The organism is Planococcus sp. VCh962 (genome assembly GCF_057748275.1).
Window position 1 is genome coordinate 454,872 of the sequence record NZ_JBYLHS010000002.1, and the last position, 19,993, is coordinate 474,864.

Below are 19,993 nucleotides of genomic sequence, written 5' to 3' on the forward strand. Positions count from 1 at the left end.
CATCCCAAAAAGGATGCCAGAGCTATTCGGCATCCTTTTTCTAGTTCCATTTTATGCTAGTAAGATCTCGGCATGCCAAGCACGTTTTGTCCAAGGAAAGCCAAAATCATATTATTGCTGACCGGTGCCACTTGATACATGCGGGTTTCCCTAAACTTTCTTTCTACATCGTACTGATCAACAAAACCATAGCCTCCATGCGTATCCAGGCAGACATTGGCTGCCTGCCAGCTGGCTTCACTTGCTAAATACTTCGCCAAATTGGCTTGTTCCCCGTACTTTTCACCTTCATCATATTTTCGTGCAGCTTCGTAACGCATCAAATCCGCTGCTTTGATAGCCGCGTAGGCACGGGAAATCGGAAATTGAATGCCTTGGTTTGTGCCAATTTTCCGGTCAAAAACTTCCCGCTCGTTGGCATAGTTAACCGCCTTATCAATGAAAAAGTATCCGTCGCCAATGGCTTCGGCAGCAAGCAGAGTCCGTTCTGCGTTCATGCCGTCAAGCACATAGCGGAACCCTTTTCCTTCTTCTCCGATTAGACACTCCGGCGGTATTTTCATATTCTTATAAAAAACCTGATTGGTGGCATAATTGAACATCGTACGGACCGGTTCAACCACAAAAGTTTCCGGCTGGTTTTCCCGTATTTCACGCAAGTCTACTAAAAATAAACTAAGCCCTTCTGTTTTCTTCGCTCCCACTTGTTCTGCAGGAGTGGTCCTCGCAAGCAACATCAGCAAATCCGACTGCAATACCCGGCTTGTCCAGTTTTTATGGCCGTTGACAATATAGCCTTCATCCGTTTTTTCTGCATACGTCTCGATAGCCGTCGTATTGGACCCCGCAGATTCCTCCGTAACTGAAAACGCCTGGAAGCGGAGACTTCCTGTAGCAATATCCGGCAAATATTTGCGCTTTTGCTCTTCGCTGCCGTGTTTCAAAAGAGCACCCATTGTATACATTTGAGCATGGCATCCTGCAGCATGTCCGCCAGAACGGTTGATTTCTTCCAGAATAATTGTCGCTTCCGTCATACCATAGCCTTTTCCGCCATACTCTTCCGGTATCAACGCAGACAGGTAACCACTTTTCGTTAAGGCATCTACAAATTCATAAGGATACTCTCGCTCTATATCCAGCTTTCTCCAGTACTCATTTGGATATTCCGAACATAATTCGCGTATTTTTTCTCTTAACTGTTCTCTTTCCTGCACATTTAGCTTGGCCACTAGCTTCTCCGTCCTTTCGGATTGAATCGTCTACTTTAAGCGATAGTTAATTGGACTTTTCTGCAGCATCAACAGTTGTAAATTGCAGCATTTTACCGGGATCAAAACCGAACTCTTTCAATATCGCTGCCGTATGTTCTCCGACTTCTGGAATCGGTTTCATGACAGTATCAATTTCATCAGATGTTACAGGCGGCAATAATGCTTTTAAAGGACCTACAGGCGAATTCACTTCGCTCCATCGGTTACGCGCTTTTAACTGAGGATGATCTTCCAGTTCCTTCATCGTATTGAGACGGGCGTTCGCAATTTTTGCATCTTCCAGCAGTTCAATGATTTGATTAGCTTCATGTTGCTGGAAGACGTTTTCAATGATGTCTTTCAATGCCTCTTTATTGGCAACACGGTTGGAATTGCTGTCGAACCGTGCGTCAGTCGCAATGTCTGCGTTTTTCAAAACTTCTTCGCAGAAACGCACCCACTCACGTTCGTTCTGGATTCCCATGAAAACAAATTTCTGATCTCCTGCCTTAAACGGCCCATACGGATAAATGGTGGCATGGCTTGCGCCGCTCCGTTTCGGTTCCTCTTCTCCATAAGCGGAATAATACAGCGGATAACCCATCCACTCTGCTAACGCTTCAAGCATCGAGACTTCTATGATGGAACCCTTCCCGGTTTTAGACCGGGCGATCAATGCCGTCAACACACCCGTATACGTATACATTCCTGCTGCAATATCCGCGATGGAAATCCCTGCTTTTGACGGCGTTTCTTCTGTTCCAGTTACCGAAACAAGGCCCGCTTCGCACTGAATCAAGAGATCATAGGCTTTTTTATTCGTGTAAGGACCAAAAGTGCCGTAACCGGAAATAGAGCAAATGATCAATTGCGGGTATTTTTCTTTCAGTTCCGCCGCACTAAATCCAAGCCGATCAACGGCACCCGGTGCTAAATTATGGATAAACACGTCCGCTTTGGACAATAGTTCTTCCAAAACCTTTTTGGCTTCTGCATGCTTCAGATCGAGTGCAATCGATTCTTTGGAACGGTTTATCCAGACAAAATGGCTGGACATCCCTTTAACTGTTTGATCATAGCCGCGGGCGAAATCTCCCGGTCCTGGCCGTTCCACTTTAATGACCCTTGCCCCTAAATCTGCAAGTTGTCTGGTAGCAAAAGGCGCAGCAACGGCTTGTTCCAAGGAGACAACGGTTATTCCTTCCAATGGCAACATAAATTTCCCTCCTTCTAAAAAGTGATGGATAATATCTATCTCTAAACCAAACCGATCCAGCTCCACCAAGTAGAAGCAATCAGAATCGTAGCGACAATTGAAATAGCAGTGGCATATAAACCGGGTTTTAAAAAGTCCTTTTGGGTAATCATTCCAGTACTGTGGGCCAATAAATTTGGCATCGACTCCACAATCAGCACAAAGCCGAACAGGCAGCTCAATCCGGTGGCAAAGCCAGTGACCAGAGGATCGATTCCGGCATTTTGAGCCACACTTATAATAATAGGCACGAGCACAACCACTGCTGTTGCGACATTCGAAATTAATTTATGGAATACCTGAGCCAGGAAAGTAACAATGATAACAGCCAATAATGGGTTCTGAATCAAAGACATAAACCAGCTCACGCTTAAGTATTGGCTGATGGTGTCTGCAGCGCCGGAATCGACAAATGAATAGCCCATCGACAACGTGACGCTGATCAGCAGAATTGTATTATAGTTGATCTTTACAACCGGCTCCCAATCGGCAACTCCGATTTTCGGCAAAGTCATCAGCACTACACCGATTAAAGCAGGAATACTCGGGTGCATCCCGTGGAGCGGTTCAGCCAGCCATAGCACCACTATAACCAGCAAGATGGTGAAACAGCGGATTTCCCGTAGATTAACAGGGCCGAGCTCTGCCAACTTATCTTTCATTTCTTCTTCAATTTTCGGGAAATATTGCTGCTCTTTTGGCAAAGGGAATACTTTTATTAACATAATCCAAATAGCCGGAATAAGAATAACCCATAATGGAAACGTATAGAAAAACCATTGGAAATACGTAATTTTTATTCCAGCGAAACGGTTGAGCAGTTCCACCGTCAAGATATTTCCGATTGCCGCTGTCATGACCGATGTACCGCTGATGATGCCACCGAAAGCCACTCCCAGCATAATCATTTTCCTGAGGTTGCTGCCCGCTTTAGCTCCTGTTGTTTCGATAATCATCGAAGAGACCGGCAGAATAAGAGCAGAACGAACAGCTGTAGATGGTATAAAGAAAGCCTGAAGCTGCTGAATGATAATAATGCTGCCAAGAAGCCCTTTAGAATGGCTTCCCCATCGTTGCAAAATTTTGTATGTCATCCGTTTAATGAGTGATGTTTCATTTACAGCGGTCGCCAACATCATACCTGCGACTATAAGATACGTAGCCGGAGAAGCAAAACCGCTGAAAATAACAGCAGCATCGGCTACATTAAACAGCAGCATCGCCAATAAAATCATCAATGCCGTCAGCCCTAACGAAATCGGCTCCAATGCCCATAAAATCACCCCGGAAACAATAATGCCTGTCATAATTTTTCCTGAATAAGAAAAGGCATCAGGCAAGCTGTAATAAACAACGGCAAAGGAAAGAATGGCAAATGCAAAAGACGCGTAGATTTTAAAATCTTCACTTTCCAATATCTTCATGGCTTCCTGCCTTTCCTGTTCTACGGCTTTGTTGCCGTGAGCACAGAGAAGAATCTAACATGTTCCACTTCCGCTCTTCCGTTTAAAGTTCTTTTGCTGAACCTATTCGCTTTACTTGGCGTAGCAAATCCAGCCGCCAAAATGATTGGTTTTGAAAAAGTTCGCAATCCGATGGAACCCTGCTTCCATCAATAATTCTCTTAGCTTTTCTTCAGGAATAACCGATTCCGTCAACGTTCCTTTCATCAAAGCTTCCACTTTTTCTTCAGTCATCCGGGTTGTATCGAGCCAGTAGTTTTTCCATAAAGCAACGAGTTCTTGAAATTCCGGATCTTCTGCATCTCCGAACTTTGAGACCAGCACAAAAGGGGCACCTGGCTTCAAATGCGACCTCAACTTTTTAAGAAGCTTAAGCTTGTCCTCGACTTTGGCAATAAAATGGAGAACAAGAATGCAAGTTGCACCGTCAAAGATTGCTTCATCCCGTACATCGGCTATCGTTCCTTGGATGAATTCCACGCGTTCTTCCATTTTCAACTCACGCGTTTTCATCTTGGCCACTTCAAGCATTGCTTTTGCCGGATCCACCGCCGTGAAAGTCCAGCCTGGATTTACCGGACCAAACGCTTTCAGCTCATTTCCGCCCCCTCCTCCTACAATCAGAAGAGAAGCCTCATGATTCAAATTGGCACGAAGGAATGTTTGTGAAAGCCGGAGCATCGGATCGTATGTCGGAAGGGTTCGCCGCACCCCTTTATCGTATTCTTGTGCGATTCCTGAATCAAACTCCATCTTTTCAGCCATCTCATCAACTCCTGGCTTTCATAATATAGAATGTCTGTCTATTCTGGACGAACTTAAGGTGATGCAAGCTAATCTGTAATGATTTTTTGTTCTTTCTCCCCAAGGATATTGGATACAAAATATTATTAATTCTAATACTACTAAAAATTCAGATAACTGTAAATATAAAAAAGGGAATCTGGAGGGGAAAGCTATCCTGCTTTGCTGATAAATTACCGAGCCGATCCCCTTGCTTCTTCTATCTCGCTTTTAACATAGAGGAAAAGGAAAAATTCATTGATCGAGGCTTCTCTTTATTTTCCTGCTTGTTCTTTCATAGCCGCAATGATGGCGTCCGTTACTTCAACTGTATTGGATTTTCCGCCGATGTCCCCAGTTTTTATGCCTGCTTCTAATGTGTTTTCAATCGCCTTCAGGATGATTTCTCCCATTTCGGGTTCTCCTAAATGATCGAGCATCATTTTTGCTGTCCAAATCTGGCCAATGGGATTCGCAATTCCGCGTCCATAAATATCCGGCGCCGAACCATGGACCGGTTCAAACATCGACGGAAACTTGCCGTTAAGATTGATATTTCCGGCTGGAGCAATCCCAATGCTGCCCATAATAGCAGCCCCGAGATCACTTAAAATATCTCCGAACAAGTTGCTGGCTACGACTACGTCGAGCGTTTCCGGGCGGGTGATAAAAAATGCTGACAGCGCGTCAATGTGTTCACTGTTCGTGTTGATATCCGGGTAATCAGTAGCCATTTCTTTGAATACTTCATCCCAGAACGGCATCGAATGGGCAATTCCATTTGATTTTGTGGCACTAGTCAAGTGGCCGCCCCTTTTTCGGGCAATTTCATAGCCGTACTGCATTACACGGGAAACGCCTCTTTTAGTAAATACCGCATTCTGAACCACTACTTCATCCACCCCGCTGTGTACCCTGCCGCCGATGCTGCTATATTCACCTTCGCTGTTTTCCCGCACAATCATAATATCGAAATTCCGAGGATTTGATAGTGGCGATACCATCCCCCTCAATTGTTTAGCAGGGCGAACATTGATGACCTGCTCGAATTCCCGCCGGATTTTTAACAGTAAACCCGCCAAAGAAATATGATCCGGCACTAACGAAGGATCTCCTACAGCTCCTAAAAAAATGGCATCGCTTTCTTTAATCAACTCTAACCCATTTTCCGGCATCATTCGGCCATGTTCAACGTAATATTCAGAGCTCCATGGATAATGCGTATAATTGAATGTCAATTCCCCGTGAATCTCTGCTATGGCATCCAGTACACGAAGTGCTTCCGGCACCACTTCTTTCCCGATTCCATCTCCCGGAATAACAGCAATTTCCAATGTCTTCATCAACCAATCTCCCTCCGCTCTCTCATAGCTATGAACAACTTTTTAATTGTTTCCAATCATTTGGAGCAAATTTTCTTTTGTGCGAAGAATATGTTTAATGGTGACTTCTTTAAGTTTTTCTGCATCTTTTTCTTTGATATATTGCAGCATTAAGCCGTGTTCTTTATGAGACTCCGGCAGATGATTGGCAAGAAGGCTCGGAGTATATGGCGGAATGCCTTTCCATAAGGTTTCGATAAACCCCTGAATTCTTCTCCATGGACAACCTTCCCGTATAATTCGATGGAATTCTGTATTCAATTTCATATAAGATTCCATGTCCGTTTCATCTGCTTTTAACTGGAGCATTTTTTCATAAATCGTTTCAAGAACTTGAACATCTTCTTCTTCTAAAAATGGAAGAGATTTTACAACGGCTTCTCCTTCAAGAAGTGCACGCAATTGATAAATTTCTTCAATGTCTTCCTTGGAGACCGGAGTCACAACCGCCCCTCTTCTTGGTTCAATGCGCACCAAGCCTTCCACTTCAAGCTGACGCAAAGCTTCACGAAGCGGCATACGGCTTACCCCTAATTTCTGTGCCCATTCTTCCTGCATGAGGCGTTCACCCATTTTGAATTCGCCCTTCAAAATCAGTTCCCTCAATTTAGTTGTTACCTTGAATTGCAAAGTGGCTCTATCTTGTTCAGTTAATCTGATATTCTCCATGCTGCACCCCTTAAATACTTTTCTACTATAAAAGAAAGAATGAAGTAATTTTATCATTATTCCTAAGCATTGGGCACGAATGAACTGTTTATCCTTTTATTTCAACACCGAACATTTCTTCGATGTATTTCACTATGGCGGTATGGTCCTGGTTTCCTCCGCCTTGTGACCAGGCATGTTTCCATAATTGGAAAGAAGCACTGGAGATAAACATCGGGACTTTCTCTTCTTCCGCCATGCTCATCGCAATCTTCAAATCTTTGACCATCAAATCAAGTGTGAATCCAACTTCAAAATTTCTCGTCAGCACTTGGTTCGGGAATTTAAAATCACTTGAGAAGCTTCTGCCAGTGCTGGAATTGATAACATCCAGCATTTTATTCGGGTCCAGCCCGAGTTTTACCCCGAGTGCCATCGCCTCGCCTGTCGCAGCTAAAGTGGTAGCAGAAATCATATTGTTCAATGCCTTAATGGTATGGCCCGCTCCTGATTCTCCGACATGAAAAATATTTTGTCCAATTAAGGAGAGAAGCGGCTTCGCTTCATCGAAATCACGCTCTTCTCCTCCAACCATGATGGACAAAGTACCATCTTCAGCTTTTTTCACTCCGCCGCTTACCGGCGCATCAATCATACGGAAGCCTTCTTTTCTCAACATACCGCTTAATTCCTTAGTGACAGAAGGGATAGAAGTCGTCATTTCGATTAACAGGCTGTCCGGTTTCAAGCCCTTCATCAATCCTTCAGGCCCTGTCAGCGTCTCTTTGACAATAAAGACGTTCGGCAATACGGTGATGATGTACTGGAATTTCGAGGCCAGATCAGCCGGGCTTTCCGCTTCTTCGGCTCCCATTTCCACGAAAGAACGCACAAAATCTTTATTTAAATCAAAAACGCCGACTTCCCCCCCTTGTTCCAGCAGTCTTTTGGCCATCCTTCCGCCCATATTGCCCAGTCCAATAATTCCTGCTCTCATCAATAATCGCCCCCTTTTGTAATAGTGGTCATGTGTTACTGCTCTTGTCTAAACTGGGCAACGCCTTCCTGGTAAATATCACCGCCATGCGCATCATTGACGACAAACACCGGAAAGTTCTCAATCGTCAGCTTGCGGATCGCCTCTGGTCCTAAATCCTCATAGGCAATCACTTCGACTGATTTTATCGAACGTGAGATCAATGCTGCCGCGCCTCCCACAGCTCCAAAGTAAACCGCACGATGCTGCTTTATGGCAGCTTTCACTTCTTCGTTCCGGTAGCCTTTCCCAATCATGCCCTTTAATCCTTTTTCCAGAAGCCTCGGCGTGTATAAATCCATTCTTCCGCTTGTGGTAGGGCCCGCCGAGCCAATTACTTCTCCAGGCTTAGCGGGCGTCGGCCCCGTATAGTAAATAACTTGGCCTTCTACATCAATCGGAAATGGAATGCCTTCTTTTTCTTGTTCAATCATCCGTTTATGGGCAGCGTCTCTCGCTGTGAAAACAGTGCCCGACAATAACACGCGGTCTCCCGCTTTCAGCGAATCTAAATCAGCTTCCGTCAATGGAAGTGTTATTTTCTTTTGCACAGTCGGCTCTCCTCATTTCATCGTAGTCGTTTGGTGACGGCTTGCATGGCAGTTTATATTTACGGCTACCGGCAAAGCGGCGATATGGCAAGACTCTACTTCCACCTTTACATCCAATGCTGTCGTGCTGCCGCCCATTCCTTGAGGGCCGATTCCGAGCCGGTTGATTTCGTTCAGCAGGTCTTCCTCCAGCTCTGCGACAGCCGGATCTTCGTGCCGTTCCCCAATTGGACGGAACAATGATCTTTTCGCCAGATACGTACAGCGCTCGAAATTCCCTCCGATTCCAATTCCTACGACCAGCGGCGGACAGGCATTCGGGCCTGCTACTTTGACGATTGATAAGATATAGTCTTTAGCCCCTTCGATGCCATCGGAAGGTTTCAGCATCTTCATCGCACTCATATTTTCCGCGCCTCCGCCTTTTGCAGTCATATGAAGCGTCAATTCTTCGCCTTCCACAAGTTCGATATGGACAATTGCCGGTGTATTGTTGCCTGTATTTTTCCGGTTCAGCGGATTGTAGATCATGGAATTCCGCAAATATCCCTCGCCGTAGCCTTTTGCCACCCCTTCGTTAATTGCGTCTACCAAACTGCCACCTGTGACATGGCATTCCTGTCCCAACTCTACGATAAATACCGCTGTTCCCGTATCCTGGCACATCGGTACACGCTCCGCTTTTGCAATATCAGCGTTTTCGATCAATTGGGTCAAAACTTCTTTCCCAGTTTCCGACTTTTCGGCTGACAATGCTTTTTTAAAGGCACTGTAAACATCCTCTCCGAGGTCGTAATTGGCTCTTTTGCACATGGCACTTACTTCTTCAACAATCGCTTGATACTGAATTTCTTTCATGTTTTCCCCTCCTCTTGCCTTTTCCGGGAGCTGGTAATGTAAAAAGTGCCAAGAGCTTTTGCAATCAATTTTCCGTGTTCATCCGTCACTGCACATTCAGAAACCACCGTGCTTTTTCCGCGGCGCAAAATAACCGGGGAAGCGATGAGGCGGGAACCTTGCCCTTTTTCAATAAAATTGACTTTCAGTTCCAAGGTCAGCACTTTTTGCCCTTCTTCTACATCTTGTAAGATACGGAAACCGATTGCCACGTCCGCCAACGTATAAATGGCCCCTCCTTGAGCAACGCCATATGTATTGGCGTTTTGCAGACCGAGTTTCATCTCAGAAGTGCCGTCCTGGTTTTGGCTGATCCCCAGAAATCTGCCTAAGAAATGCATCGGGACCGCATTCGGATGATTTTGCGAGTTGTCCTGCTCCTGATAAAGAGACAGTATATGAACCATTTCATTGAGTTCATGATCTTTCAATGCATTTAATTGTTCCTGAATCGATTTCAATTGTTCATTTCTTTTATCAATCATCAGCGGTCCCTCTTTGTCATTGGGATATGTTATAAAGTCACCATTACTTTTTCGATATTTTCAACCTTTTCCAGTTCCAACAAATCATCAGCTATCTGCTGCCTCTTTTGTTCCGGATACTTGCTTGTCATGTTCAGGAATTTGTCCCGGAGTTCTTGGGCCGTTACGGCGTTTTCGGGATCCCCTTTTGGAAAATCTGTTTGTTTCTTGATGGTTTCTCCATTAGCCAAGCGAACTTCAACGGCCGCTCCCCACTGCTTTGGATAGCTGGCATCGATTTGCGGGTCGGTGACCACTTGGACTTTTTTCAATAACTGACGGATTTCCTCGTCCCACAACATAGAGTCGCTAAAATCATCCAATGTGGCGCTGCCTTTCAATAACGCAAGCGCTGAACAGAACTGCAGGCTGAACTTTGCTGCATACTGCGTTTGTGGGTTATCGTTGTCTGTGATATTAAGGGCTACTTGGTAGGACTGTACGGTAACCGACTCGATTTCTTCAAGATCAGGATGCCGTTCATTAAAAATATCGATCAGCAAGTCGACCGCATGATGGGTATGGCGGCAAGAAGCATGGACCTTAAAAGAGTTTTCCATGATTTTGAACTCTTCCCCCAACCCTTCTGTAACGCGGGAAACATCGTATTCCTCGCTCATCGCTTTGAAAAATCCGCGATTGCCTTCCAGGATTTTCTGCGGTCCAGTAAATCCCTTTTGTGCCAGCAGCGCAGCCAATAACCCGTTCATTGCTGCCTTGCCTGTGTGAAGCTGTTTCGTCATAGCACCATCCTCAATAAATTCCCAAAGACCCGCTGCCTGAGTGCCTGCATTACCAAGAGCGGAAATTGTCTGCTCGACTGTTAAATCCAAAAGCTTGGCAGCGGCAATTGCAGCACCAAAAGTCCCGCACGTTGCCGTGTTATGCCAATAATAATAATGCGAAGGCGAAACGGCTTCTCCGATTCTGTAGCAAACTTCATAGCCGGCAACGACTGCTGCAATTAGCTCTTTTCCGGATATTTTTTTCCATTCTGCCACTGCAAGTGCTGCCGGAATAACGACCGTCGCAGCATGAATAATCGACCCTTTATGGATGTCATCCAATTCCACCACATGGCTTGCCGCGCCGTTCACCAATGCGGCGTTTAAAATTGATGAACGGCCGCCAGTCACAAGATGAGCCTGTTCGGCTCCCCCCATTTCCTTTGCTAACTCACTAATCATTTGGACAGGCACTTTCTCCGAACCGGCAATAGCCGATCCAAAATAATCCAAGATGCAAAGCTTGGTAAACTCCACTACTTTTGCAGGCAACTTTTCATATGTCAGCCCCAAGCTGTATTCCGCTAATTTTCTGCTAAGCTCCATCGTTTCCTCTCCCTCATTGAAAAATGAACAAGCTGTCATTTACAAAAATCAGTTCGCTGCCAAAGAATAGGCGATTTCAGCATATTCCAAATACCATGGACAGCATTATTCCTTTATTATTTTCCTTGCCATTGTGGTTTCCGTTTTTCATTGAACGCAAGAACCCCTTCTTGCCGGTCTTCTGAATTGGCGCATTTATAGTACTGGTCGAGTTCGATGACCAAAGCTGTATTGAGATCTGTTTCAAGTCCGGTATTGATGGCTTTCTTAATGGACTTCAATGAAAGAGGTGCATTTTTCGCAATTTCTTTGGCGATCTCCAAAGTGCCTTGAAGCAATTCTTCTTTAGTGAAAACGCCATTCAAAATTCCGGACTCTAATGCTTTGCCAGCTGTTATCTGATTTCCTCTAAACAAAAATTCCTTGGCCAGGCCGACAGGAATCGCTCTCGGCAAAAGCTGGGTTCCTCCAACTCCCGGGATAATCCCCAGTGTTACTTCAGGGAGCCCCATTTTCGCATGGTCTGCGGCGTACCGCAGGTCACAGCTCAATAGCATCTCCATCCCGCCGCCTAAAGCAAAGCCATTTACTGCCGCTATAACCGGAAATGGAAAATTCCGAAGCTGCGCGTAGGCATCTTCAAAAATGTCGTGCTGCTGTTTCCATTGCTCATTGGTCATTCCTTTTCTTTCTTTCAAATCCGCTCCCGCACAGAAACTTTTTTCGCCGGATGCGGTTAAAACTAAGACCCGTAAATCAGGCTTCGTCTGCAAAATCTTCAGGCATTCAATTAACTCGATGCCCATCAATGTATTCAGTGAGTTCATTGCATCGGGTCTATTCAGTTCCAGAATATACACGTTTTCAGAAACATATTCTTCGTTCAGTAAAAGCGTCTGCCATTCTGCCATAATCCATCCTCCAGTTTTATTTAGTTCGATAAGCACAATTTATAATTACTTTTTCAGCTGCTCGGCACCGGATATTTGCGGTCAGAAGGTCCGGCCTTCAAGAGATAACTTGGTGTCTGATGTTCTACAATCTTTTCCAGAGCCGCAGAAGCTTTCAGTAACCCCTCCAGCGACAAGCCGGTTTCGATTCCCATATTGTGAAGCATATGGACGACATCTTCTGTACAGACATTTCCAGTTGCACCTGGTGCAAACGGACAGCCACCAAGACCTCCAAGAGAAGTATCAAAGCTGTTTATGCCCGCTTGCAGGCTCGCTAGAATGTTCGAAAGCCCCATTCCTCTTGTATTGTGGAAATGCAGATTGAAATTTTGAGTTGGAAATTCATCTCGCAGCAAGCTCAGCAAATCATAGACTTGTTTCGGGTTTGCCATTCCAGTGGTGTCTGCCAATGTAACGGTGCCAATATTCATCTCCACCAGCCGGCGCACCAGCTTCTGGATTCTTTCCACCGGCACTTCACCTTCAAATGGACAGCCAAATGTAGTCGCTATTGAGACATTCAAAGTAATTTCATGGGAATTGCAAAATTCCTGTATCACTTCTAACTCAACAAGTGATTCTTCTGTATTTTTTCGAACGTTTTGCTGATTGTGGGTATCGCTGGCGGAAAAAACAAAATTCACTTGGTCTACGCCATGCAACTGAGCATTTTCTGCACCTTTTAAATTTGGAATCAATGCAATTAAAGTGGGGTGATCAGGCTCTGTTGAAACAGCGGAATAAAGTTCGCCGCTATTGGCCATTTGAGGGACTAATTTAGGATGTACAAAAGAACCGAATTCAATGGTTTTGATGTTCGCATCTAGTAATAAATCATATAAAGACTTTTTTTCTTCTAAACTGAGAATTTTCGCTTCAAGCTGTAAGCCATCTCTTAAAACCACTTCATTTATTCGTACGCTTTTAGGGAATTTCATGAAAATCCTCCTCCACTTTAATGAAACCGTTTTCTTTTCACCTACAGGATATCGTATCCAATTTAAGCTGTCTATTTCACCTTACTAATTAACGTTTATTTTTAATAATATTTTGATTTATCAAACCCTTACAAAAGTGTCTGACTAAAAATATTTTATTAAATCTATTTAGTATTTTGTATCCAAAACTAAATAAAAAAATTTAACGATGAAAATATTTAAAATCAGACATCCTTCATTTAATTGCAAAATTTCTAGAGTGCTCTTCAAGAAGGATTAATTTCTTCTTGATCTATCTCATCCAGTACTTCTTTGGCTGTTCTAAAACTGTCGATGGCAGCCGGCACTCCGCAGTAAATCGCTGTTTGTAAAAATACTTCCTGAATTTCTTCTTTTGTAAGTCCATTATTGATGGCTCCTCTTACATGAAGCTTTAGTTCATGTGGCCGGTTGAGTGCCGTAATCATCGCAAGGTTTATAATGCTACGCGTTTTTCTTGATAAGCCTGGTCTTGACCAAATTTCTCCCCAGCAATATTCTGTTACTAATTCCTGCATGGGCATATTGAAATCCGTTGCACTTTGAATGGATTTATCGACGTATTCCGCTCCTAAAACGCTTCTGCGAATTTCCAGTCCTTGTTCAAATTTTTCTTTATTCATCATCATTCTCCTCATTAATTTATTTGAGTTGATTCAAATTAAGGATGTAAAATCTCCATTAAACTGAAAAAGCTGGCTAAAAAAAACAGCCAACTTTTTCAATTCAAGCGTATAAAAATCAATTATTGACCGGCTGCTTCACGGGCTGCTTCATAAACATCCGTACCGATTTCTTCTTCGAACTCTTCATAAATCGGCTCCAATGCTGTTCTGAATTCTTCGATTTGCTCCGGAGTCAATTCAGTGATTTCAACTTCGCCGCGTTCTTTGAGAGTTTCATATGCTTTTTCGTTTAATGTAATCGCTTCTTCACGGGCCACTTTTGTCCCTTCATCAACACCAGCTTCAACAATTGCTTTTGTTTCTTCGTTCAAGCCATCCCAGAACTCAGTATTAGTGAAAATTGCATAGTCAACACGAGTATGGTTCATCACAGTCATATACTTTTGGACTTCGTCAAACTTTCTAGATTCAATATTGCTGAATGTGTTCTCCTGTCCATCTACTACGCCTTGGTCAAGTGCAGTATAAAGCTCACCAAATGGAATTGACTCAGAACCTGCGCCTAAAGTTGAGTAAATCGCTTCAAGAACCTGTCCGCCTTGTGTACGGAATTTCAATCCATTGAAATCATCCGGCGAATCAATTGCCCGTTCGTTATTTGTTACGTGTTTACCGCCGTTCGGCCACATCTTCAACCCGACAACACCATCCCCTTCAAGGCTTCCCAAGATTTCCTGTCCTTTTTCCCCATCCCAGAAAGCAATTGCTTCTTCGTCATTGTCAAACATAAAAGGCAAGGAAGGAACGTTGAATTGCGGGTTGTTCCCCACGAATTTTGATAAATCCGGCGCAATAAACTGAACGTTATTTGATACTAGATTTTGATATTCATCCTGATCACCGAATAAAGAACTGTTTGGATAAATTTCCACTTCGATTTTGCCATCCGATTCTGATTCGATGTATTCTTTCATTGCCAAAGCCCCTTGGTGCTTTGGTGTGTTTTCTGCCACAACGTGTGAAAACTTAATCGTCATTTCTTGTACGCCGTCGCTCTCTGCACCACCTGATGCTGTCTCGTCACTTCCGCAAGCAGTTAAAAAAGCGCTGGCTGTCAATAAAAATAAAGATAATGCAAATTTCTTCATACAGCATTTCCCCCTTGTTTGGTTTTTGTACATAAAATCAATCCTCTATAGAAGTGGATTCTTGAAAGGGTTTTCATTTCTATTCGCATCCCTCCTGCCAACTGGATTTTATGGATGTTTAAGAGTCGAGTTCCTTCTGCTTTGATTTTTGGATACAACTCAACCCAAAATTAGCATAGAAAAAACCTAAAGTAAAGAAAAATTTTAATTTTCTAACTTCTATTTTATCTGGTATTAATTCTCTTTTCTTAATATTTTTATAGTAGTTTCTCTACCTTTAAAATAGTTTTACGGTATATTTTTTAAATTATTTAAATATTTGCTCTTGTTATCCCCTTAATCTTATATTATGATTTAGCTTATAATCTCGTATCCAAAATACATTAATCCTTAAAGGAGGAAATGAAATGAAAGTTTTAAGGGCTTTAGATTTGATTGAAAGCGCTTTCTCTGCCTTATTCTTTATGCTCGGTATTGGCATCAGTCTCTATTCCGTTTTCATGAGGTATGTCATAGGACAATCACAAAGCTGGGCTACTGAAATTTATACGATGCTTTTGGTATGGGCTATTTTTATCGGCTTTTCAACTGCCCTTAAGGAAAACAAGCACATTGCCATTGATATTTTATACGACAGATCAGGGCCGACATTCCGAAAGATATCTCAGATAATCACACTTTTAGTAGGACTCTTTTTTAGTGTATTTATTTTTTGGACAGGTCTGGATATGGTTATGACGGCTTATGAACAGCAGATTAAGACAATCGACCTCGGTTTTCCAATTTGGATCAATTACTTAATTATGCCGCTCGCTGGCCTTCTGTTATTTATCCGTTTTTGTGAGAAAGCATATAGGTTCTTTATTAAAAAAGAAGATGACACTGGGGGGGATGATATTCTATGGAAACAGTAATCGTAATTGGCTTATTATTCATTCTTGCTTTATTGCGCGTGCCTATTGCAATAAGTTTAGCAGTTTCAAGTATTATCGGACTTTACCTGGTGGATTTTTCTCTTAATACGGTTATCCAAAGAATGTTTACCGGCATTAACAGCACGACATTGATGGCAATTCCCGGTTTCGTATTCGCCGGTCTAATTATGGCGCAAGGCGGAATATCGAAATATTTGATTGAAGCCATCCGCTCCTGGGTTGGCCATACAAAAGGTGGATTATCCGTCGTTACCGTCCTTACTTGTATGATATTTGCGGCAATTTCAGGATCAAGCCCTGCAACAGCGGCTGCTATCGGTGCCATCATGATTCCGATGATGGTTAAGGCTGGGTACGATAAAAAGTATTCTATGGGCTTGGTCGCTTCGGCTGGTACGCTTGGAATCTTGATTCCACCTTCCATTCCGCTCATTCTTTATGGATCTGTATCGGAACAGTCAACTGGAAAATTGTTTTCTGCCGGAATCTTGCCAGGATTGGTATTAGGTCTTGCATTAATTATCTATGCAGTTATCGTTGCACATAGGAAAGGTTACGGCGGTTTGCCTAAAGTTCCCATAAAAGACCGAATAAAACCGACAATCAAATCCATTTGGGGATTAATCATGCCAGTTGTTATTTTAGGAGGAATATACAGCGGGATTGTAACACCGACGGAAGCATCTTTCCTGGCGGTATTATATGCGCTCATCATCTCCGTTTTTGTATACAGAGAATTGAATTTGTTCCAGTTCAGAAGCATCTTGTCGGAGTCAATCAATACAACTGCTATGATTTTCCTGATTATTGCTGCCGCTCTTGTTCTAGGGACATTCTTAACAACCGAGCAAGTTCCGCAGGATTTTGCCCAATGGGTCAGTGACAGCGGATTTAATAAGTGGACATTCCTGCTCATTGTTTCACTGCTGTTTTTCGTACTTGGCATGTTCCTTGAACCGACTGCCATCATTCTAATCACGTTGCCAATTCTTTTGCCAATCATCACTGCCCTGGAAATTGACGTCATCCACTTCGCCATTATCATGGTAGTAAACATGGAACTCGGGATGATCACCCCCCCTGTAGGGCTGAACCTGTTTGTAGTGAGCGGGATATCCGGCGAAAAAGTGGAAGAAGTCATAAAAGGCGTTGTCCCTTTTTTCGCAATCTTCATTGTCGTACTTGTGATTGTCATCATATTCCCGCAAATTTCTTTATATCTTACTTAATCAAATTAAATTCAACACACAAAAAGACGGAGAACAATCTCTCCGTCTTTTTCTTATGAATTGCTTATTCTTATAGCAGATCGATACAGCACATCAACAGCTGCGAGCATCGAATTTTCGTCAAAATCGAAGCGTTCGTTGTGGTGGCCAGCTGCTAAATCACTGCCGACGACGCAATAAGTGGCAAGACCGCCTAGTTCTTTTACACGTTCCATATAGTAAGTCGCGTCTTCAGAACCAGCGGAATCGGTTGACCATGCGGTTGTTTTCTTTAGCAGCGGCGACTTTTCCGCAACTTCCGCTAAAGTTTCAACCAATTCTTTGCTTGGCATACTGCTTCTCGCTTCCCCGACGATGTCCACATTCACTTCCACTCCGTACATTTTAGCTGCGCCTTCCAAGACAGAAATGGCTTGAGAACGGATATAGTCATTGATTTCCGACGTTTCCCCTCGTGTTTCCACTTTCAGTTCAGCAAGAGATGGAATGATATTGCGGCCGGTTCCGGCATTTAATACCCCCACATTAACCCGTGAAGCACCTGCCGAATGGCGTGGAATGCCGTATAAACCAAGCACTGCGGATGATGCTGCCATCAACGCATTGCGGCCTTCTTCCGGCTTCCCGCCGGCGTGGGCCGCTTTTCCTTTAAATGTGATATCCATTTTCGTTGTTGCCAAAAATCCGGAATTTCCGGCAACAAATTCACCGCTTGGCACGCCTATGCCAAGATGCATCGCGATAAAGAAATCAACATCGTCCACAACGCCTGCTTCCACCATCGATTTGGCTCCGCGCGTCCCTTCTTCGGCCGGCTGGAAAATCAGTTTGATCGTTCCGGCCAGCTCTTCTTTGTTGTCCATCAAGGTTTTTGCAAATCCAAGGCCGATTGATGTGTGGCCGTCATGTCCGCAAGCGTGCATTTTGAACTCATTCAGTGACGTGAAGCCTTTTTCAAATGGAATGTGGCCCGGAGACATCTCTTCCTGGATGTCGAGCGCGTCCATATCAAACCGGTAGGCAAGCACTGGGCCTGCCTTATTGGTCTTCAGCGTGGCGACGATACCGGTCATGCCGTTTTGAAACTTCGGCAGCCAGTCGATATCGGCTCCATTTTGCTCAGCCCATTTGTAATGCTCATCCAGAATAGCCTGCGAAGGCACTCCCATGCGCGCTTCCGCTTTCATCACTTCTCCGGCAATCTTCAATCCGTAACCCAATGAATCCAAGTATGCTGCAACAAGAGAAGCTGTCCGCATCTCCAGAAACCCCGATTCTGCGTGTTTATGCAAATCCCGGCGCCAACTAATCATCTGTTCCTGTAACTTTTCGTCTAATAATTGCTCTGCCATAACTTCTCCCCTTTTCATCTATTAATGTTTACAAGTAAGGTGTAATTCCTGGACCAAACTGAAGACCTGTATAGAAGAAAATCAAGAACATAATAATCCACACTATTAAAAATGACAATGTGTAAGGAATCATTAATGAAATCAATGTTCCCATACCCGCTTTTTTATCATATTCTCTTAAAAATGAAAGAACCACGATAAAATAAGGGTTTAATGGCGTGACAATGTTTGTTGAAGAGTCCCCGATCCGGTAAGCCATTTGTGTAAATGCCGGATGATAACCAAGCTGCATGAACAATGGCACGAAAACTGGTGCTTCCAGCGCCCATTTCGCAGAACCAGAAGAAATCAGGAAGTTCAGCATTGACGTAAAGAGAATGTAACCGATGATCAGATAAATTCCTGTGAAATTGATTTGCGTTAATACTTCAGCGCCGTTAACCGCCACCCAAGTCCCAATATTGGTCCAAGTAAAGTAAGCGATGAATTGTGAAGCAGCAAAGATTAAAACGATAAATCCTGACATATCCTTGATCGATTCACTCATATAGCCCACTGCATCTCTCGAGCTTTTGATAGCTCCGACGGTTTTTCCGTAAGCGACGGCCAGTACGACAAACAGGCCTAAAATAACAGGCACGATTCCTGTCAGAAACGGGGAAGGAATCAAACCGCCTTCTTCATTCCGAAGCGATGAACCCGGCAAACCGATAAGCAAAGCAAGGACGGCCAAATATGCCAAAGCGGCAAGACCGGCATTTCGTAAGCCTTTATTCGCTTTCGGATGCTCTTCAGCATCCACATCAATGACAGAATCCCCTTCGTATTTCCCCAGTTTCGGCTCAATGACTTTTTCCGTGATGAGCGCAGCCACAACTGTCAAGACGAAAACTGAAACCATATTGAAATACCAGTTATCTGCTGGTGTAACAACAATCGAAGGATCCAGGATTGCAGCAGCTTCCGTTGAAATCCCCGAAAGCAATGCGTCTGTTCCGACAATCAGCAAGTTAGCGGTAAACCCGGCACCGGCACTTGCAAATCCTACTGCAAGACCAGCAAGCGGATGGCGGCCAATTTTATAAAATACCATCGCAGCAAGCGGCGGAATCAAAATCTGGGCAGCATCAGAAGCGATGTTCCCCATAATGCCGACAAATGCAATGGCGTATGTGACAAGGCCACGAGGTGCTTTTAATATCGTTTTTCGGATAGCAATTTCCAATAATCCGACTTTTTCAGCTAAACCGATACCAAGCATGATGGCCAGAACCGTTCCGAGCGGAGCAAAGCCTGTAAAGTTTTCAAGCATGGATGTCACAATATACTGGAGGCCCGCCCATGACAATAAATTTTGGATAGCGAGTGTTTCTCCAGTACCTGGATGGACTACCGATGCATTGAACAAACTAAAAATGTATGATGCAATGATGACAGCAATTGCTAAATAGACGAAAATCATAAAAGGATCAGGAAGCCTGTTCCCCAGTTTTTCTACAACGTTCAAAAAACGGATAAAAAATCCCCGTTTCTCAACATTCTGTTTTGGCTCTTTCATTTTGCGCCCCCTCTAAAGCATAATAATACAACTGCTTAATATTATATTCACAAAATAAACGGTTTTTCAAGAGTTCCCGAAGGACTTAAGTA

General features: G+C 43.8%; 19 protein-coding genes. 2 read left to right on the forward strand and 17 right to left on the reverse strand.

The features are described from left to right. Nucleotides 1-56: 56 nt before the first annotated feature. The 15 genes from AC3AQ9_RS09590 to AC3AQ9_RS09660 form a co-directional block, all read right to left on the reverse strand. On the reverse strand, nt 57-1,232 hold the full coding sequence (locus AC3AQ9_RS09590) for an acyl-CoA dehydrogenase family protein (RefSeq protein ID WP_488307243.1): 1,176 nt from the start codon (nt 1,230-1,232) through the stop codon (nt 57-59). Between the two features lie 46 nt (nt 1,233-1,278). After that, complete coding sequence (locus AC3AQ9_RS09595; protein WP_488307244.1) at nt 1,279-2,469, reverse strand: CaiB/BaiF CoA transferase family protein; 1,191 nt, start codon at nt 2,467-2,469, stop codon at nt 1,279-1,281. 41 nt (nt 2,470-2,510) lie between these two features. Then, nucleotides 2,511-3,932: an SLC13 family permease gene (locus AC3AQ9_RS09600; protein ID WP_488307245.1), complete on the reverse strand. Its 1,422-nt coding sequence runs from the start codon at nt 3,930-3,932 to the stop codon at nt 2,511-2,513. 111 nt (nt 3,933-4,043) lie between these two features. Further along, the gene (locus AC3AQ9_RS09605; protein WP_488307246.1) at nt 4,044-4,736 is read right to left on the reverse strand and encodes a class I SAM-dependent methyltransferase; all 693 of its coding nucleotides are present in this window, start codon (nt 4,734-4,736) and stop codon (nt 4,044-4,046) included. Between the two features lie 293 nt (nt 4,737-5,029). Beyond that, nucleotides 5,030-6,097, reverse strand: coding sequence for a tartrate dehydrogenase (locus tag AC3AQ9_RS09610; RefSeq protein WP_488307247.1), 1,068 nt, complete (start codon nt 6,095-6,097; stop codon nt 5,030-5,032). A 42-nt stretch (nt 6,098-6,139) separates the two neighbouring features. Next, nucleotides 6,140-6,805, reverse strand: a complete 666-nt coding sequence (locus AC3AQ9_RS09615; RefSeq protein WP_488307248.1) for a GntR family transcriptional regulator — start codon at nt 6,803-6,805, stop codon at nt 6,140-6,142. An 88-nt stretch (nt 6,806-6,893) separates the two neighbouring features. Next, on the reverse strand, nt 6,894-7,781 hold the full coding sequence (locus AC3AQ9_RS09620) for an NAD(P)-dependent oxidoreductase (RefSeq protein ID WP_488307249.1): 888 nt from the start codon (nt 7,779-7,781) through the stop codon (nt 6,894-6,896). A 35-nt stretch (nt 7,782-7,816) separates the two neighbouring features. Next, a complete protein-coding gene (locus AC3AQ9_RS09625; RefSeq protein ID WP_488307250.1) occupies nt 7,817-8,371 on the reverse strand; it encodes a Fe-S-containing hydro-lyase in 555 nt (184 codons plus the stop codon). A gap of 12 nt (nt 8,372-8,383) precedes the next feature. Further along, nucleotides 8,384-9,229 carry a fumarate hydratase gene (locus AC3AQ9_RS09630; protein WP_488307251.1) on the reverse strand — a complete coding sequence of 282 codons (846 nt, stop codon included), beginning with the start codon at nt 9,227-9,229 and terminating at the stop codon, nt 8,384-8,386. Next, nucleotides 9,226-9,753 (reverse strand): PaaI family thioesterase, encoded by a 528-nt coding sequence (locus AC3AQ9_RS09635; protein WP_488307252.1) that lies wholly within the window; start codon nt 9,751-9,753, stop codon nt 9,226-9,228. The genes AC3AQ9_RS09630 and AC3AQ9_RS09635 overlap by 4 nt, the downstream gene beginning before the upstream one ends. A 29-nt stretch (nt 9,754-9,782) precedes the next feature. Beyond that, nucleotides 9,783-11,123, reverse strand: a complete 1,341-nt coding sequence (locus AC3AQ9_RS09640) for an MmgE/PrpD family protein (protein ID WP_488307253.1) — start codon at nt 11,121-11,123, stop codon at nt 9,783-9,785. Nucleotides 11,124-11,239: 116 nt separating this feature from the next. Then, entirely contained in the window at nt 11,240-12,034 is a 795-nt protein-coding gene (locus tag AC3AQ9_RS09645; protein ID WP_488307254.1) for an enoyl-CoA hydratase/isomerase family protein, read from the reverse strand. Nucleotides 12,035-12,087: 53 nt separating this feature from the next. Next, nucleotides 12,088-13,014 carry a hydroxymethylglutaryl-CoA lyase gene (locus AC3AQ9_RS09650; RefSeq protein WP_488307255.1) on the reverse strand — a complete coding sequence of 309 codons (927 nt, stop codon included), beginning with the start codon at nt 13,012-13,014 and terminating at the stop codon, nt 12,088-12,090. A gap of 266 nt (nt 13,015-13,280) precedes the next feature. Then, the gene (pcaC, locus tag AC3AQ9_RS09655) at nt 13,281-13,676 is read right to left on the reverse strand and encodes a 4-carboxymuconolactone decarboxylase (protein WP_488307256.1); all 396 of its coding nucleotides are present in this window, start codon (nt 13,674-13,676) and stop codon (nt 13,281-13,283) included. A gap of 122 nt (nt 13,677-13,798) precedes the next feature. Continuing rightward, nucleotides 13,799-14,827, reverse strand: coding sequence for a DctP family TRAP transporter solute-binding subunit (locus AC3AQ9_RS09660; RefSeq protein WP_488307257.1), 1,029 nt, complete (start codon nt 14,825-14,827; stop codon nt 13,799-13,801). 407 nt (nt 14,828-15,234) lie between these two features. Between AC3AQ9_RS09660 and AC3AQ9_RS09665 the strand changes: the two genes are divergently transcribed. Both AC3AQ9_RS09665 and AC3AQ9_RS09670 read left to right on the forward strand, forming a co-directional pair. Continuing rightward, nucleotides 15,235-15,741, forward strand: coding sequence for a TRAP transporter small permease (locus AC3AQ9_RS09665; RefSeq protein WP_488307258.1), 507 nt, complete (start codon nt 15,235-15,237; stop codon nt 15,739-15,741). Then, a complete protein-coding gene (locus AC3AQ9_RS09670; protein WP_488307259.1) occupies nt 15,729-16,991 on the forward strand; it encodes a TRAP transporter large permease in 1,263 nt (420 codons plus the stop codon). Before AC3AQ9_RS09665 ends, AC3AQ9_RS09670 begins: the two co-directional genes overlap by 13 nt. Nucleotides 16,992-17,044: 53 nt before the next feature. On the opposite strand, the gene AC3AQ9_RS09675 is transcribed toward AC3AQ9_RS09670, so the two are convergent. Together AC3AQ9_RS09675 and AC3AQ9_RS09680 are read right to left on the reverse strand one after the other, a co-directional pair. Next, a complete protein-coding gene (locus tag AC3AQ9_RS09675; RefSeq protein WP_488307260.1) occupies nt 17,045-18,343 on the reverse strand; it encodes an amidohydrolase in 1,299 nt (432 codons plus the stop codon). A 28-nt stretch (nt 18,344-18,371) separates the two neighbouring features. Next, on the reverse strand, nt 18,372-19,901 hold the full coding sequence (locus tag AC3AQ9_RS09680) for an AbgT family transporter (RefSeq protein ID WP_488307261.1): 1,530 nt from the start codon (nt 19,899-19,901) through the stop codon (nt 18,372-18,374). Nucleotides 19,902-19,993 lie beyond the last annotated feature (92 nt).